The 15336-nt window shown below is 41.1% G+C and carries 12 protein-coding genes; all 12 read left to right on the forward strand.

Annotated features, from left to right (window positions below; all coding sequences use genetic code 11):
• The first annotated feature begins 70 nt into the window (after positions 1-70).
• Positions 71-1279, forward strand: coding sequence for an NO-inducible flavohemoprotein (gene hmpA / locus ACFVSH_RS16460; protein ID WP_387597464.1), 1209 nt, complete (start codon positions 71-73; stop codon positions 1277-1279).
• Positions 1280-1613: 334 nt separating this feature from the next.
• A complete protein-coding gene (gene proB / locus ACFVSH_RS16465; RefSeq protein WP_387706908.1) occupies positions 1614-2702 on the forward strand; it encodes a glutamate 5-kinase in 1089 nt (362 codons plus the stop codon).
• Positions 2703-2739: 37 nt separating this feature from the next.
• On the forward strand, positions 2740-3987 hold the full coding sequence (locus ACFVSH_RS16470; RefSeq protein ID WP_387706910.1) for a glutamate-5-semialdehyde dehydrogenase: 1248 nt from the start codon (positions 2740-2742) through the stop codon (positions 3985-3987).
• Between the two features lie 80 nt (positions 3988-4067).
• Positions 4068-4502 (forward strand): general stress protein, encoded by a 435-nt coding sequence (locus ACFVSH_RS16475; RefSeq protein WP_192205276.1) that lies wholly within the window; start codon positions 4068-4070, stop codon positions 4500-4502.
• Between the two features lie 665 nt (positions 4503-5167).
• Positions 5168-7102: a sigma 54-interacting transcriptional regulator gene (locus tag ACFVSH_RS16480; protein WP_387706912.1), complete on the forward strand. Its 1935-nt coding sequence runs from the start codon at positions 5168-5170 to the stop codon at positions 7100-7102.
• Between the two features lie 200 nt (positions 7103-7302).
• A complete protein-coding gene (locus ACFVSH_RS16485; RefSeq protein WP_387597450.1) occupies positions 7303-8265 on the forward strand; it encodes a hydroxyacid dehydrogenase in 963 nt (320 codons plus the stop codon).
• A gap of 92 nt (positions 8266-8357) precedes the next feature.
• On the forward strand, positions 8358-8540 hold the full coding sequence (locus ACFVSH_RS16490; protein ID WP_370662591.1) for a DUF3311 domain-containing protein: 183 nt from the start codon (positions 8358-8360) through the stop codon (positions 8538-8540).
• Positions 8540-10033, forward strand: a complete 1494-nt coding sequence (locus tag ACFVSH_RS16495; RefSeq protein WP_387706914.1) for a sodium:solute symporter family protein — start codon at positions 8540-8542, stop codon at positions 10031-10033. Before ACFVSH_RS16490 ends, ACFVSH_RS16495 begins: the two co-directional genes overlap by 1 nt.
• A gap of 84 nt (positions 10034-10117) precedes the next feature.
• On the forward strand, positions 10118-11782 hold the full coding sequence (locus tag ACFVSH_RS16500) for a thiamine pyrophosphate-dependent enzyme (protein ID WP_387706916.1): 1665 nt from the start codon (positions 10118-10120) through the stop codon (positions 11780-11782).
• An 80-nt stretch (positions 11783-11862) separates the two neighbouring features.
• A complete protein-coding gene (locus tag ACFVSH_RS16505; RefSeq protein WP_387597441.1) occupies positions 11863-13038 on the forward strand; it encodes a Glu/Leu/Phe/Val family dehydrogenase in 1176 nt (391 codons plus the stop codon).
• Positions 13039-13137: 99 nt separating this feature from the next.
• Positions 13138-14571, forward strand: coding sequence for an amino acid permease (locus ACFVSH_RS16510; protein ID WP_387597438.1), 1434 nt, complete (start codon positions 13138-13140; stop codon positions 14569-14571).
• Between the two features lie 99 nt (positions 14572-14670).
• Positions 14671-15336 (forward strand): aldehyde dehydrogenase family protein (locus tag ACFVSH_RS16515; protein ID WP_387706918.1); only part of this gene is annotated, 666 nt, incomplete at its 3' end.

The raw sequence follows: 15336 nt of genomic DNA on the forward strand, positions 1-15336 counted from the left end.
GCTTTTAATGCAGTTAGGTTCTATCATAAACATGTATTTAAAATACTTGTTTATGAAGAGGGGTTTACCTATGCTATCCCAAAAAACTATTGATGTTATCAAATCAACTGTACCTGTATTAGAAGTGCATGGTACAACAATCACAACTGTATTCTATAAAAATCTTTTCGAAGCACATCCTGAATTATTAAATGTTTTTAATCACGCCAATCAAAAAAAGGGGCGTCAGCAAAATGCACTGGCCAACACAGTTTTGGCAGCAGCTAAATATATAGATCAACTCGAAACGATATTACCTGCCGTGAAGCAAATAGCACAAAAACACAGAAGTCTTGCCGTTAAAGCCGAACATTATCCTATTGTTGGAGAATTTCTATTAGGTGCAATCAAGGAAGTGTTGCAAGATTCAGCTACAGAAGAAATCCTCCAAGCTTGGGGAGAGGCCTATGGAGTCATTGCCGATGCTTTCATTAGCATCGAAAAGGAAATGTACGACGAAGCTTCCAATCAGGTCGGTGGATGGTCTGATTTCAAACGATTCACAGTGGCGGAAAAAGTACGGGAAAGTGACGTAATCACATCCTTTTATTTAAAACCTTCAGATGGAGAGAAGGTTCCATCATTTCTTCCTGGACAATATATTACCATTCGGATCGAGATACCGGGTGAACGCTATCTATTCAACCGTCAATATAGTTTGTCTGATGTTCCAGGAAAAGATTATTTCCGGATTTCCGTTAAAAAAGAAAAGCCGGGAACCTCTCCTGATGGAAGGGTCTCCAACTACTTGCATGAATCCATTCAGGTGGGTGACAGTATTGACGTAACGGCTCCTGCAGGTGATTTCACAATCGATTTGGAAAAACGAACACCGGCAGTATTCTTGAGCGGAGGCGTTGGCATAACACCTTTCATGAGTATGGTCCATGAGATAGCTGAACAAACACCCGAGCGTCATGTACAATTCATTCATGCTTCCGATAATGGTCGGTTACAGCCGTTCAGAATGGAACTGACAGAACTAGCCCAAAAGCTTACCAGCTATCAATTATCCTTTGTCTTTAAAAATCCGGGCCAGGATGATAAGAACCTGCCGAATTTTATAAAGGCAGGGTATATCGATAAGGAATTATTGAGCGGTTTTGTTAAACCTGAAGCTGATTATTATGTGTGTGGCCCTGTTCCATTCATGAAGGCGATCATTACTTATTTAAAAGAGCTGGGGATAGATGCGGATAAAATCCACTATGAGTTCTTCGGCCCGGCAATCGCGTTATAAGGTTCATACATCGTAGGAATGTTATTGACATCAAGCAGATAATTTTGCATACTATATTAAAACAATGAACGTTGAGAGAAGATTAGTATGCGAGAATCACTGTGACAGAGAGCGGCGTCAATTGCTGGAAGACCCGCGACAGGAAAACGCAGAACCTGCTTCTTGAGTCCTATGCAAAACATAGGCGCAAATCCTGGCGTTATCAGGCAAAGTGGAATGCATGAACTTGCATTCAATGAAGGTGGTACCACGGAGAGCAGCCCTTTTCGTCCTTATTTCAAGGATGAAGAGGGCTTTTTTTCATGTCTTAGATATTTATTGGAGGAAGTAATCGATGGAAAAGAAACGCATCGTTGTAAAGATAGGAAGTAGTTCTTTGACCAACACAAAAGGTGAAATCGACCAAAAAAAATTTTCCGATCATATCCAGGCAGTGGCAGCTTTAAGGAAAGCGGGACATGAAGTTGTCCTTGTTTCATCAGGTGCTGTAGCAACAGGTTTTCGCAAGCTCGGCTATCCTACGAGACCTGTCACTCTCAAGGGAAAACAAGCTGCTGCAGCGGTTGGGCAAAGCCTATTGATTCAATCATATATGGAACAATTAGGTCATTTTGGAATCGTTCCTGCGCAGATTTTGTTAACAAGGAAAGATTTCTCGAAAAAAGATAGATATAAAAATGCATATGCGACATTGATGGAATTGCTTGAACGCGGCATCCTTCCGATTATTAATGAAAATGATACAGTATCGGTCGAGGAGCTGACTTTTGGTGATAATGATATGCTATCCGCCTTAGTAAGCGGACTGGTCCACGCCACCAACCTGATCATATTAACGGACATTAATGGGCTCTATGATTCCAATCCACAGACAAATCCAGGGGCGAAACGATTTGATAAGCTAACCGAAGTAACAGCGGATTTATTGCAAATGGCAGAAGGTGCAGGATCCAATGTTGGAACCGGGGGGATGAAATCTAAGTTGATTGCAGCCCAAACTGCATTGTCTCTTGGGGTGAAAGTATTCATTGGTTCTGGTTATGGGAGTGATAAACTTCTAACCATCCTCGAAGGCAAAGGTGACGGCACGTATATTGGGAATGATGTCTTGATGACGGTAACGAAAAACAAACAATGGATATCCCTTCATTCACAAGTATCCGGGAAAATTTTCGTTGATGAAGGTGCCGAGAGGGCTTTAGTTTCAAATGGCAGCAGTCTGCTGCCAGCTGGAATTTACGAAATTAAAGGAGTCTTCAATAAGGGGGATGTTGTCGAAGTCTATGGTGCAAATGGATTATTGGGGCGGGGTGAGGTCCTATACTCCGACGAAGAATTAAAACAGGCGATGGGAAAGAGGACATCCGAGCTTGTGATCACTTCCATAGAAGTGATTCATCGCGATAAATGGGTGAAAGCATAAAAATCAATTTTTGTGAAGGAAAAGGGGGCATTTGAAAATGAATGAAGTGAAGGCGAAAGGAAAGGCAGCCAAAGAAGCCAGTTATCAGTTAATAGGATTGAGTACGGAACAAAAGAACGAGGCACTTGGGAACATTGCTAAGCAACTTATTATCGATAAAGATTTCTTGATAGAAGAAAACCAAAAGGATCTGGAAGAAGGCAGGAAAAAAGGCTTCAGTGAGTCTACATTGGATAGAATTATGTTAAATGCTAACCGTATTGATGACATGGCTGAGGCCATTATGCTTTTAAGCGAATTAAATGATCCAGTTGGGGAACAATTGGAGACGATCGAAAAAGAGAATGGTTTATTGATTAAAAAGTTACGGGTGCCGATCGGTGTAATCGGGATGATTTATGAAGCCAGGCCTAACGTGACCATCGATGCAGCTACATTGTCCTTGAAAACGGGGAATGCCGTTATATTAAGAGGCAGCTCGTCAGCCAAAAACTCCAATATGGCTCTAGTATCATCCATTCATAAGGCATTGGAGTATACGGAAATTCCTGTAGAAGCTGTTCAGTTGATCGAGGATACGAGTCGAGAAACCGCTAAGGAACTTTTTCATCTTAATGAGTATTTAGATGTTTTGATTCCACGAGGCGGAAAGAATTTAATTGAAACGGTCATTAAGGAGTCCACTGTTCCGGTTCTTGAAACAGGAGCAGGCAATTGCCATATCTTCATCGATGAGACCGCAGATATCACGATTGTCGAGAAAATTGTCTTAAACGGTAAAACTCAGCGTCCATCCGTATGCAATGCTATCGAGGGGCTTCTGATTCATGAAAAATGGTTTGAAGAAAACGGAGTGCGTATTTTGGAACTCCTGGACGAAAAGGGTATTGAAATATATGGGGATGAAGCGGTTTGCAGCTCCTTTCCAAGAGCCAAAACGGCTACGGAGGAAGATTGGTCAACGGAGTACCTGGCTTTAAAAATCAGCGTGAAAACTGTCAAAGGTGTATTCGATGCGATTGAACATATTAACCGATACGGTACCAAGCATTCTGAAGCAATCCTGACGAGGGATGAACAAAACGCTTCCGCATTTTTGAATAAAGTAGATGCCGCAGCAGTTTATCACAATGCTTCCACCCGTTTTACCGATGGCTTTGAATTTGGTTATGGTGCAGAAATCGGCATTTCGACACAAAAGCTGCATGCACGTGGACCAATGGGTTTACCTGCCTTAACATCAAGCAAGTACTTCATTTACGGCCAGGGGCAAATCCGGGAATGAAATTCATTTCCTTCATGGAAGGTTATTAAAACTCAATTAAGGGTATTGTATAATACATTACTTTTAAAGGAGCAGATACCATGGACAAGAGGTTTATAGCAATATATGAAAATGCAAATGAAGCGATTTCAGCAGTGGAAAACCTAAAGACACAAGGATATACATCCAATCAAATATCAGTAGTGGCAAAAAACATTGATCAATTACCCAGTGAAGCCGAGGAAGTCGCCCCGGCAAAGACTGATGGATTAGTAGCTGGGGCAGCAGCCGGCGGAGCTGTCGGATTAACAGGCCTGCTAATTGGAATGAGTGCATTGGCCGTACCAGGAATTGGTCCGATATTGGCAGCAGGACCTATTTTCGCAACTTTTGGCGGAGCCGCTGCCGGGGCAGCATCGGGAGCAGGCGGATTGAGAAAGCCATTATTGGATATTGGACTGGAGGAATCCGAAGTCGATCAATATGTGGAGGATATTAAAGCAGGGAAAATCCTTGTCATCGCCGATCCTTTTTAAGTCCGTAAGTAAAACCACCTTGAATGTTATAAAGTTTGATAACTGCTAGAATGCCCGCAAAAAATAAAAATTTATTAAAAACCCCGTTCAGGATTTCTTGAACGGGGTTAATATGTTTGTAGACTAATTTTATTGTCTGTACCGATAAAATCAAAAGGAATTCCACATTTGTATGAAGAATAAAAGGAATATGTCCTGTTACAGAGAAAGGAAGGGGAATTATGGAAAAAAGTAGATGATCATGCCGCTTTAAGAAATTAAAAAGGATTTTTCATGATGATTTTCACCTAAAGAATCATTATACTGATGTTAATGTTAAAAGTATATTCCAGTGATGAAAAAAAAAGTTTTAATGGTGATGACCTGAATGACCATATTAAATACCAATCGAAATCCTTATGATGAAAAAACCCACGATAACAGGGTTTTTTATTTTTCAAAGTCATTAATAAAGTGAAATATCTAATATCTAAATATAATGCAGAAATACTATTTTAGAAGTTTCACATGGCTTTTCTTATTGTGGCTTTGAATGAAAAACTTTGCGGCATTCTTAGCTTGCCAGGTTATATCCAGTCCTTGTATAACAAGGTCTGGAATAAATTACAGGTTACTTTTAGCTTTTATCCAATAAACCAAAATGATTTACGTTGGAGGTGGGTGTTTTGATAAAAATAAAACTCGTTGTTCCTCGAAAAGGGTATATTACGGATGCTTTTGAAAGGTTTGAGGAATTCAACAAGTTGGAAGAATCGGACAACAATGATAACGGTTCAGTGAAGTTTGTTTTAGAGGAGGTGGTTGAGGATGCCGATAAGATTGGGAAGTTGAAGCTGGATGCTGATGTGATCATTTCAAGGGGTTTGATCACGAAACTATTAAAAGAAAGCAATGAATTCATTCCAATCGTCGATATACCTGTCCAAGGGATTGACCTCATTCGTTCCCTATATGATTGCAAGGCACGTTTTGGCAGTAAAAAAGTGGCCGTTATAGGAGCGTTAAACATGATTTATGGGGTGGAGAACCTTTCGGATATTGTTGATTTGCCAATTCAGTCCTATATATTAAATGATATCGAGTCCTCAGTCAGTTTAGTGGATTTGGCAGCCAGAGAAGGTTGTGAGGTGGTGTTAAGTGGTTTAAGTACCTGTAAATATGCTGAAGAGATAGGGTTGGGAGCCATTCTGGTTGACACGGGAAAGGAATCATTTCGGCAGGCGTTGATTGAGGCGAAAAGAGTAGCTCTTGTCAGCAGAAGGGAACAGGAGAAGACCAAGCGTTACCAAACGATTCTTAATTATGCCTATGAAGGGGTTATTGCTATAGATTTAAAAGGGCGAATATCTGTATTCAATACGGCGGCTCAGGAGATATTATCGATTTCCAAGGGGAGCTTAATTGGAAATTCTATATACGATATAATAAAGCCCGGGAGATTTCGAAATATGCTTTTAAGCGACGGTGAATACGAAAAAGATACCGTTGCTTACCAAACGATTCAATTATCGGTAAAAAAAGTTGCGATATTTTTAAAGGGTAAAAAAGTGGGGGATATGGTAGCCTTTCAAGATGTTACCCGCATTCAAGAGATGGAAGGGAAGTTCGTTAGAAAACTTCATTCACGCGGACATGTGGCCAAGTACACATTTGATGATATATTGTATCGAAGTCCCGAAATTAAGAGGACGATTGAAACAGCCCAACGTTATAGTGAAGTAGATTCAAATATTCTTATAATTGGAGAAACTGGAACGGGCAAGGAAATATTCGCCCAAAGCATACATAATCATAGCAACCGGAAAAATAACCCGTTTGTAGCCATTAATTGCGCGGCGCTTCCCGAAAATCTATTGGAAAGTGAGCTTTTCGGATATGCAGAAGGAGCTTTCACGGGAGCTATGAAAGGCGGAAAGCTAGGATTTTTTGAACTGGCTCATAGAGGTACGATTTTTTTAGATGAAATAGGGGAAATCTCCCCAAAAATGCAAAGCCGGCTGCTACGTGTCCTCCAAGAGCGGGAAATCATGCGTATCGGTGATGATAAAGTAATTCCCGTTGATGTGAGAATTGTGTCTGCAACGAACAAAGACCTCATGCAAATGGTGAAAAGTAATGACTTTCGGGAGGATCTGTATTATCGCTTGAGTGTACTGGACCTTGTATTGCCTCCACTTCGGGAACGCAGAGAAGATATTCCGGTATTGGTGAATGCTTTTATTCAGAAAGGTCATTCGGATCAAAAACAAATTAAGATTACGGAAAATGCCATGAAAAAGCTGAGCGAAGAGAATTGGGAAGGGAATATTCGCCAATTGCAAAATTTTTGTGAGCGATTATGCGCTCTTTATAAAGACAAGTTAATTGATGTGTACGATATTGAAATATATTTTCCCAATAGAAGTAAAAAGAAAATACAGCTATCGAAACAAGACGAAGAGATGGATATGTCCCCTGGGATGCATTTATCCGAACGTGAAAGAATTGTTCAAATGTTAATTAAGGTTAATTTTAATAAAGGAAAAGCTGCCTTTGAGTTAGGGATGAGTCGCACGACTTTATGGAGAAAGATGAAAAATTTGAATATTGAAACAGATTGAAACGTAATGAAACTAAATGATTCATTTTGAAACAATTTGTTACATTTATTTATGTCTTGATATAAGGGCTAATTGGCTTCTTTCTTGAATAAACTGATGTTTTTTATGTTGGCACAATAATTGTATATATAACCATGCAGTAGGAAAGATATTTCCTTCAAGGTTAACATGAAAGGGTTGGTGTGAAGGTGAGTCATGTAGTGTATATTCCTCAAGATATTGAGAAAGAGGGGAAAAGTTATTTAGTGGAAAAAGGCTATAAGATTAAAGTAGGGTCTGATTTGTCGCAAGAAATTCTTATGGAAGAAATCAAGGGTTGTGATGCAGTACTAACGAGATCAACGGCTGTAATAAATAAAGAAGTCATTCAAGCAGCTGAAAACCTCAAAGTGATTGCCAAGTATGGTGTGGGCTTGGACAATATTGATATCGAAGCTGCTACAGAGCGAGGCATTTATGTAACGAATACACCAGAGGCAAATGCGAATTCTGTAGCTGAACATGTAATGGCATTAATTTTATCATTGTCCAAAAACTTAAGCTTGGCTGATAAAGAACTGCGCAGCGGGAATTTTGCTATTCGTAATCAACTTTTTGGCATGGACTTGGAAGGCAAGACTTTGGGGATTATCGGACTGGGGAGAATCGGCAGAATACTGGCAAAAAAGGCTTACCAAGGCTTTGATATGAAAGTGATTGGCTACGACCCCTATGTTACAGCCAAAACGAATTCGGAGTTGGAGATAGTAGCAGATTTAGAATGGGTATTCAGAAACTCTGATGTTATTAGCCTGCATCTGCCATTAACGAAAACAACAAAAGGGATAATAGGTAGCCGTGAGTTTTCCTGGATGAAACCTTCTTCCTATTTTGTAAACGCTTCCAGAGGCGGTGTGGTGAGGGAAAGTGATTTAGTAAATGCTTTGCAAGCGGGCCAGATTGCCGGCGCTGGAATAGACGTATTTGAAGTTGAACCTCCTGATAAATGGAACCCCCTTTTTAAATTGGATAATGTGATTGTCAGTCCTCATAATGCGGCATTGACGAAGGAAGGCTCGATACGCATGGCTGTACATGCAGCAATGCAAGTGGAACAAGTTCTAACAGGCCTGAAACCGAATTGGGCTGTAAATGAGCCCTTAACTAAAAGGCTATCAATGTAATAATACAGAAAAAAATATCTGTTTTTTCAGAAAACAGGTGATTGGGTGGTTCAATGGCATTTGTTGATAAGGATGGTGAACAAATGAAGAAAATGATCTATGTGATAAGTGCAATACCGGCACTTGGCTCGCTTGTGGTTATCAATCGGATTGAACCTTATGTTTTAGGGATGCCATTTGTTCTTTTTTGGGCCATTTTATGGGTTTGTCTTACATCAGTGTTTTTAATAATTGCTAATAAACTTGATCCTGCAACCGAGGAGGAAGAAGACTGATGAATGAAGCCCTGCTTGTTATCCTTTTCTTTTTGGTTCTGTGTATTTGGTTAGGGCTTCAAGCTCGAAAAGGTAAGAATATGAGTTTGGAACAATGGGCTATAGGCGGAAGGGGTTTCGGCAGCTTTTTGCTCTTCTTCTTGATAGCAGGTGAAATGTTTACGACATATACGTTTTTGGGGGCAAGCGGCGGTGCATATAGATCTGGTATGCCTCCTGCCTTATACGCTTTCAATTGCTTCTATTTTGTAATCGCCTATTGGCTTTTGCCGCCTATTTGGAGATATGCCAAAAAAAATAATGTCATATCTCAATCTGATTTTTATGATAAAAAGTACAATAGTCCGGCTTTAGGAGTTCTTGTGGCGGTAATTAGCGTCATTTCAATTATTCCATATCTGATCATGCAGTTGAAAGGGTTAGGAATTATCGTATCGGAAGCCTCCTATGGGTCCATTTCGCCAAATGTGGCCATAGTTGTAAGTGTCATTGCGATCACAATTTATGTAACTGCTTCAGGGATGCATGGGGTGGCGTGGACCGCGGTCATTAAAGATATCATGATTCTGACTGTAGTCGTCATCATGGGGATTTATTTTCCTCTTCATTATTACGGTGGTTTACAGCCCATGTTTGAAGCAATCGATACAGCAAAACAAGGTTTGTTGATTTTCCCGGAACAAGGTTTGAGTATCTCTTGGTTTATTTCAGCTACGATCATGACAGCACTGGCATTTTATATGTTTCCTCATATGTTGGCGGGAGTATTCTCTGCAAAAAGTCCAAAATCACTTCGTTGGAATGCTGGGGTTATGCCAATTTATCAAGTAATCATCATTTTTTCGTTATTTATTGGTTTTTCTGCGATTCTCCAAGTTCCGAATCTACAGGGGGCAGAAGCAGACTTAGCTTTATTTAAAATGGCGAAAATGTCATTTGATCCCTGGTTTGTTGGGGTTATTGGTGCATCAGGGGCGATGGCCGCCCTTATACCTAGTTCACTCGTGTTGACGGCAACTGCCACGATACTTTCCAAAAATGTATATAAGGTGTGGAAGCCGAATACATCGGATGAACAGCTTCAAAGACTGAGCAGGATGTTAGTACCTGCCATTTCCATAGTGACTCTATATTTTACGTTTAATGGCGGGGAGTCGATTTTTACGTTGTATCTAATGGCATATAGCTTCATGGCACAGTTATTTCCCGCATTATTTTTTAGCTTGTGGAAAAAGAATCCTGTTACCGTTCAAGGAGCTTTTGCCGGAATGATAGCTGGAATTCTAATTGTCATATACTCGACTACTTCAGGTACGACACTTGCTACTTTATTTCCATCCCTGCCGCAAGTCATACAAGATCTTGATGTAGGGTTAGCCGTATTACTCATCAACATTGCAGTAACTTTGGGAGTGAGTGCCGTTACAAGAAAAACATCAATTGGAATGGAAGAAGATAATAAACAAGCTTTAGGAATGGACAAAACTAGTTAAATGATGGTGGGAATGAGTCCAATTTTTAATTTAATCATAAATTACTAGAACAAAAACACGTACTTGAAAGCGGGAGGCTTGATTATGAAAGTAAGTGGAGGAAGAGCAATCGTAGAAGTAATGGCTAAAGAAGGGGTAAAAAAAGCTTTTTGTGTACCAGGTGAAAGTTATCTAAGTGTAATGGATGCACTATATCAACATCCTGAAATAGAACTTATTTCTGCAAGGCATGAAGGGGGTGCCTCTTTTATGGCGGAAGGGTATGCCAAGGCTTCGGGAGAGGTAGGTGTTTGTATGGCAACGCGTGGAGTGGGGGCTACAAACTTAGCTATCGGCATTCATACTGCTGCCCAAGACTCGACCCCTTTGGTTGCGCTGATTGGCCAAGTCGAACGCCCTTTTAAAGAAAAGGAAGCATTCCAGGAAGTGAATTTGACGGGTTTTTTCAGTCATTTATGTAAATGGACGGTAGAAATCGATCGTGTGGAAAGGATCCCGGAATTATTGCAACGGGCGTTCCATATTGCGCGATCGGGGCGTCCGGGCCCTGTATTGGTGGCTTTGCCGCATGACATGTTAGAAGATGAGGCAGAGTTGAACATAAATCCAACTTATCGCTCGCTTCCTCCTCAACCACATATGGAAGTTGTGAAGCAGGCGATGGATATGATACGAAACGCGGAGCGTCCCGTATTGATTGCTGGCGGGGGTGTAATTCATGCTAAGGCAAACAGGTTGCTTGTACAGTTTGTGGAGGCAATGAAACTTCCTGTCATTACAGCTTTCCGGCGATTTGACGCGTTTCCGAACTCACATCCTTGCTATGCTGGATGGCTTGGGTTTGGGACACCACAATATTTACTTGATGCAATCCGCGATGCAGATGTAGTTTTGGCATTAGGGACACGATTCTCTCAAGTAGGAACACAAGACTACACGTTGATTTCTGAAAATTCAAAACTGATCCATGTGGATATTTGTCCCGATATTTTTGGTAAAGTGTATCCACCTTCACTTGCCATTGAAGCAGATGCCAAGAGCTTCTTGGAACAAGCACTGCAAGCGCCAGAACCAGGATCTATTATTTCAAGCGAAGACCATTTGAAAGAATTGCATGATAAATATATGGAATTTTCTGAACCGAAGGCCGATTACACAGAAGAATTTGTGGATATGGACGGATTGATGCATGATCTTGCCGTCTGTCTGCCGAAAGATACCATCATTACAAATGATGCCGGCAACTTTTTCGGGTGGCTATCCAGATATTACCGTTTCGAGCAAGAAAACACATACGTAGGGCCAACGTCGGGTGCGATGGGATATGGACTGCCTGCTGCTATTGGGGCAAAGCTGGCGCAGCCTCACAAACATGTTGTATCCATTTCAGGAGATGGAGGCTTTATGATGACTTTCCAAGAGATTGAAACCGCTGTACGGTATAAAATTCCGACCATATCAATTGTTGTCAACAACAATATTTACGGAACAATTCGAGTACATCAAGAAAGGCATTTTCCAAATCGGGTCGTTGGAACTGACTTGTCCAATCCTGATTTTGCCGAATTGGCCCGCTTATTTGGAGCGCATGGTGAAAAGGTTGAAAAAAATAGTGATTTTGCGCCAGCCTTGCAAAGGGCGATTGCTTCAGGGCTGCCGGCTGTAATTGAAGTTGCAGTCAATCCAAAGATTCTATCTGTAGGCCAAGATAAGAAGGAAGTACACCAAAGTCTATTGTCCAACAAATAGTTGTGGGGCATATAACTTTGACATTGTTTTTGCATTAGAAGTTAGTAGGAATAATAAAAGATTCTGGGGAGGTTTCACAGATGTTAAAACCATATTTAGTTGTGGAATGGAATGATACGGAAACAGATGCTCAAGGTTGGCTGGTCGTGCATAACTTTGTTAAAGGCTACGCAGGCGGCGGTACAAGAATGCATCCAACTGTCACAAAAGAAGAGGTCGAAAGGTTAGCTGAGGCGATGGCTTATAAGTATGTAGCCGGTGAATCTGAGACGACTGGCGCATGTAAAGCGGGTATTGCCTATGACTATAAAGCGCCAGACGCATATGCGGTGTTAAGAAGATTCCTGATTGCGATGATGCCTTATATAGACATCGGGGTATCTTTAGGCAGTGATTTAGGTACCAAATATGAAGATGTGCTCAAAATATTTAATGAATTTGGTATTGATATCCCTCTTACGAAATCAATGAAGCAGAATCCGAATGTACTACAAGGGATAAAGGACTTTGATGCACTGTTGAAAACAAAAATTGACGGGTTGTTTTTAAACGATGTCGTAACAGGCTATGGTGTAGCATTTTCGGCAGATGAGGCCTGGAAATTTAAAACCGGAAAAGATGGAGCGAGAGTTGTCATTCAAGGATTCGGCTGTGTAGGAGCAAGCTGTGCATTGAAAATGTCCCAGTTAGGTTATAAAGTTGTTGGAATTTCTGATGCAACCCTTTTGGTAACGTGTGAAGAAGGATTAGATGTCCAAAAGCTCATTGATCATAAGAATGTGTACGGAGAAATGGATAAAGACTTTTTTGAACCGCATTATAATGTAAGGTCAAACACGGAATGGCTCGATATAGATTGCGACATTTTAATTCCGTGCGCACTAGAGGATGTCATCCACATATCCAATGCAAAAAGCGTAAAAGCAAGCTTAATTGTGGAAGCGGCAAACATTCCCATTTCTTCTGAGGGAGACGAAATCATAAAACAAAGAGGAATTGATGTTGTTAATGATTTCGTTGCCAACCTGGGGGCGGTAAGGTTTTATGATGTGATTATTTTCGGACTAGTTAAACCAGATCCGCAAGCTGTAGTTGATGATATCGAAAAACTATGCAGGAAAAATACGTTTCAGTTGTTTACAGAAGCAAAAAACCAAAATAAATATCAAAGAGAAGTAGCTTATGAAATATTTAAACCGACAATCAGTGACTTGCTAGAGTATGCTGAGCCTTCCGAAGCGTTATCTGCACAATAATAATGTGGTTTAATTTCAGAATAATGGGAACTCTCGTTATCTTGTGTTAATCATAAAAATGTATAGAGCAGTTTATCGATTAGAAACGGGGGGGAATTCATGCAAACAGTACATGAAAATCAGCCAAAAGAATTACAGCGTTCGATGAAGAGCAGACATTTATTTATGCTCTCCTTAGGTGGGATTATTGGAACAGGTCTCTTCCTGGGATCAGGTTATGCGATTGGTGAAGCCGGACCCGCAGGAGCGATTGTTGCCTATTTGTTCGGTGGTTTATTAATGTACTTGGCGATGATTTGTCTCGGTGAATTATCGGTAGTGATGCCGGTGTCTGGTTCCTTTCAGGTCCATGCAACGAAATTTATTGGTCCCGCCACTGGATTTGTCATTGGATGGATTTACTGGCTGAGTTGGGCTCTTTACGTAGGCTTAGAATTTGTAGCGGCTGGTTTGCTTATGGCTAGATGGTTTCCAAATATACCAGTATGGGTATGGTGTATGATATTTACCGTACTTTTGTTCACAATAAATGCCTTAACAACGAGAAGTTTCGCTGAGACTGAGTACTGGTTCGCAGGGATTAAAGTACTTACTGTTATTCTGTTCATCATTATCGGTGCTGCAGCGATGTTTGGATTGATTCATATGGATGCACAACCTGCTCCGTTTTTATCTAATTTTATGGGTGATGGACTATTTCCTACAGGATTCACGGGTGTGTTTATATCGATGATGACGGTCGTATATGCATTTCAGGGATCAGAAATCATGGGGGTTGCAGCAGGCGAGACGGAAAACCCGCAACAAAGTATTCCGAGAGCGATTCGAAGCATCGTAATACGTGTTCTGCTTTTCTATGTACTGGCAATCTTTGTTCTATCGGCAATCGTTCCGTGGCAAGAAGCTGGGGTGCTGGAAAGCCCATTTGTTACCGTGTTTGAAATGGTAGGTATTCCTTATGCAGCTGACATTATGAATTTCGTAATTTTGACGGCGGTCCTCTCTGTAGGGAACACGGGTCTGTTTGCTTGTACCAGGATCCTTTTCTCTCTTTCTCAAAACGGAATGGCGCCCCCTTTATTTGGAAAGCTAAACCGGCGCGGTGTACCTATTAATGCCTTACTCATCACCCTGGTCTTTGCCTTACTGTCTTTACTTACAAGTGTAGTAGCAGAAGAAACGCTATTTGTTGTGTTACTTTCTATAAGCGGGGTTGGAGGGGTACTTACTTGGATGGCGATTGCGTTCGCACAGTACAGATTCCGTAAGCAGTATATCAGAGAAGGAGGAAAGGTTGAAAATCTGAAGTTTAGAGTACCTTTCTTCCCGTTTGTCCCGATTCTCTGCATCCTTATGTGTCTAGGTATTTTCGTGTTCACCGCTTATGATTCGACACAGCGCAATTCGTTGTATTGGGGATTAGGTTTTGTCGCTGCTTGCTATATATTTTACTATTTTAGATATGCGAGAAGAAAAGTAAAAGTGGAGGTGCCAGCCTTAACAAATGATCAGCCTAATGATTTTGTTCAATAGAGGTTCTAGTAGGAAGCGTTGAAGGATCCATTTAGAAGTTCCCAGTTATAAGCAAAGCTATAATTTAGAAGTTAAAAAATAGAATACGGGGGAAATATTATGCGTTACTTAAATTACATTAACGGAAAATGGCAAACACCAACTACAGGGGAGTATAAGGAAAACCTGAGTCCCCATAATGGAGAAAATTTAGGGGAATTTCCATCCAGTGCGGCCGCAGATTTGCATGATGCAGTGGCTGCCGCAAAAAATTCATTTCCTGCTTGGAAAAAACTATCGTTTCAGCAAAGGGCTACATACTTACAGAAAGCTGCTGATATTTTGAAAAAGAATATGCAGGAAGTGGGGCGGGATTTGATAAAGGAAGAAGGAAAAACATTCCTGGAAGGGATGGGGGAAGCCAATCGAGCTGCCAGCATTCTTGAATATTATGCTGCTGAAGCCCGGCAGCCACTTGGAGAAGTGATTCCTTCAGCGAATGCCAATACATTTTTGTACACAACCCGTACTCCGCTCGGTCCGGTGGGGTTGATTACACCATGGAACTTTCCAATAGCTATCCCTGTGTGGAAACTGGCGCCTGCCCTGATTTACGGGAATACAGTCGTGATTAAACCGGCTGATCTTACACCTAAGTCGGTCTATCATGTGATAAAGGCATTTGATGAAGCTGGTCTTCCGGCTGGAGTCATTAATTGTGTATTCGGAAGGGGTTCGGTCATTGGTTCTGCATTAGTGGAACATCCAGATGTGAAGGCTATATCT

It is taken from the genome of Peribacillus sp. NPDC058002, from assembly GCF_042886655.1.
In the GTDB taxonomy this organism is placed as follows: Bacteria; Bacillota; Bacilli; order Bacillales; family DSM-1321; genus Peribacillus; species Peribacillus aracenensis.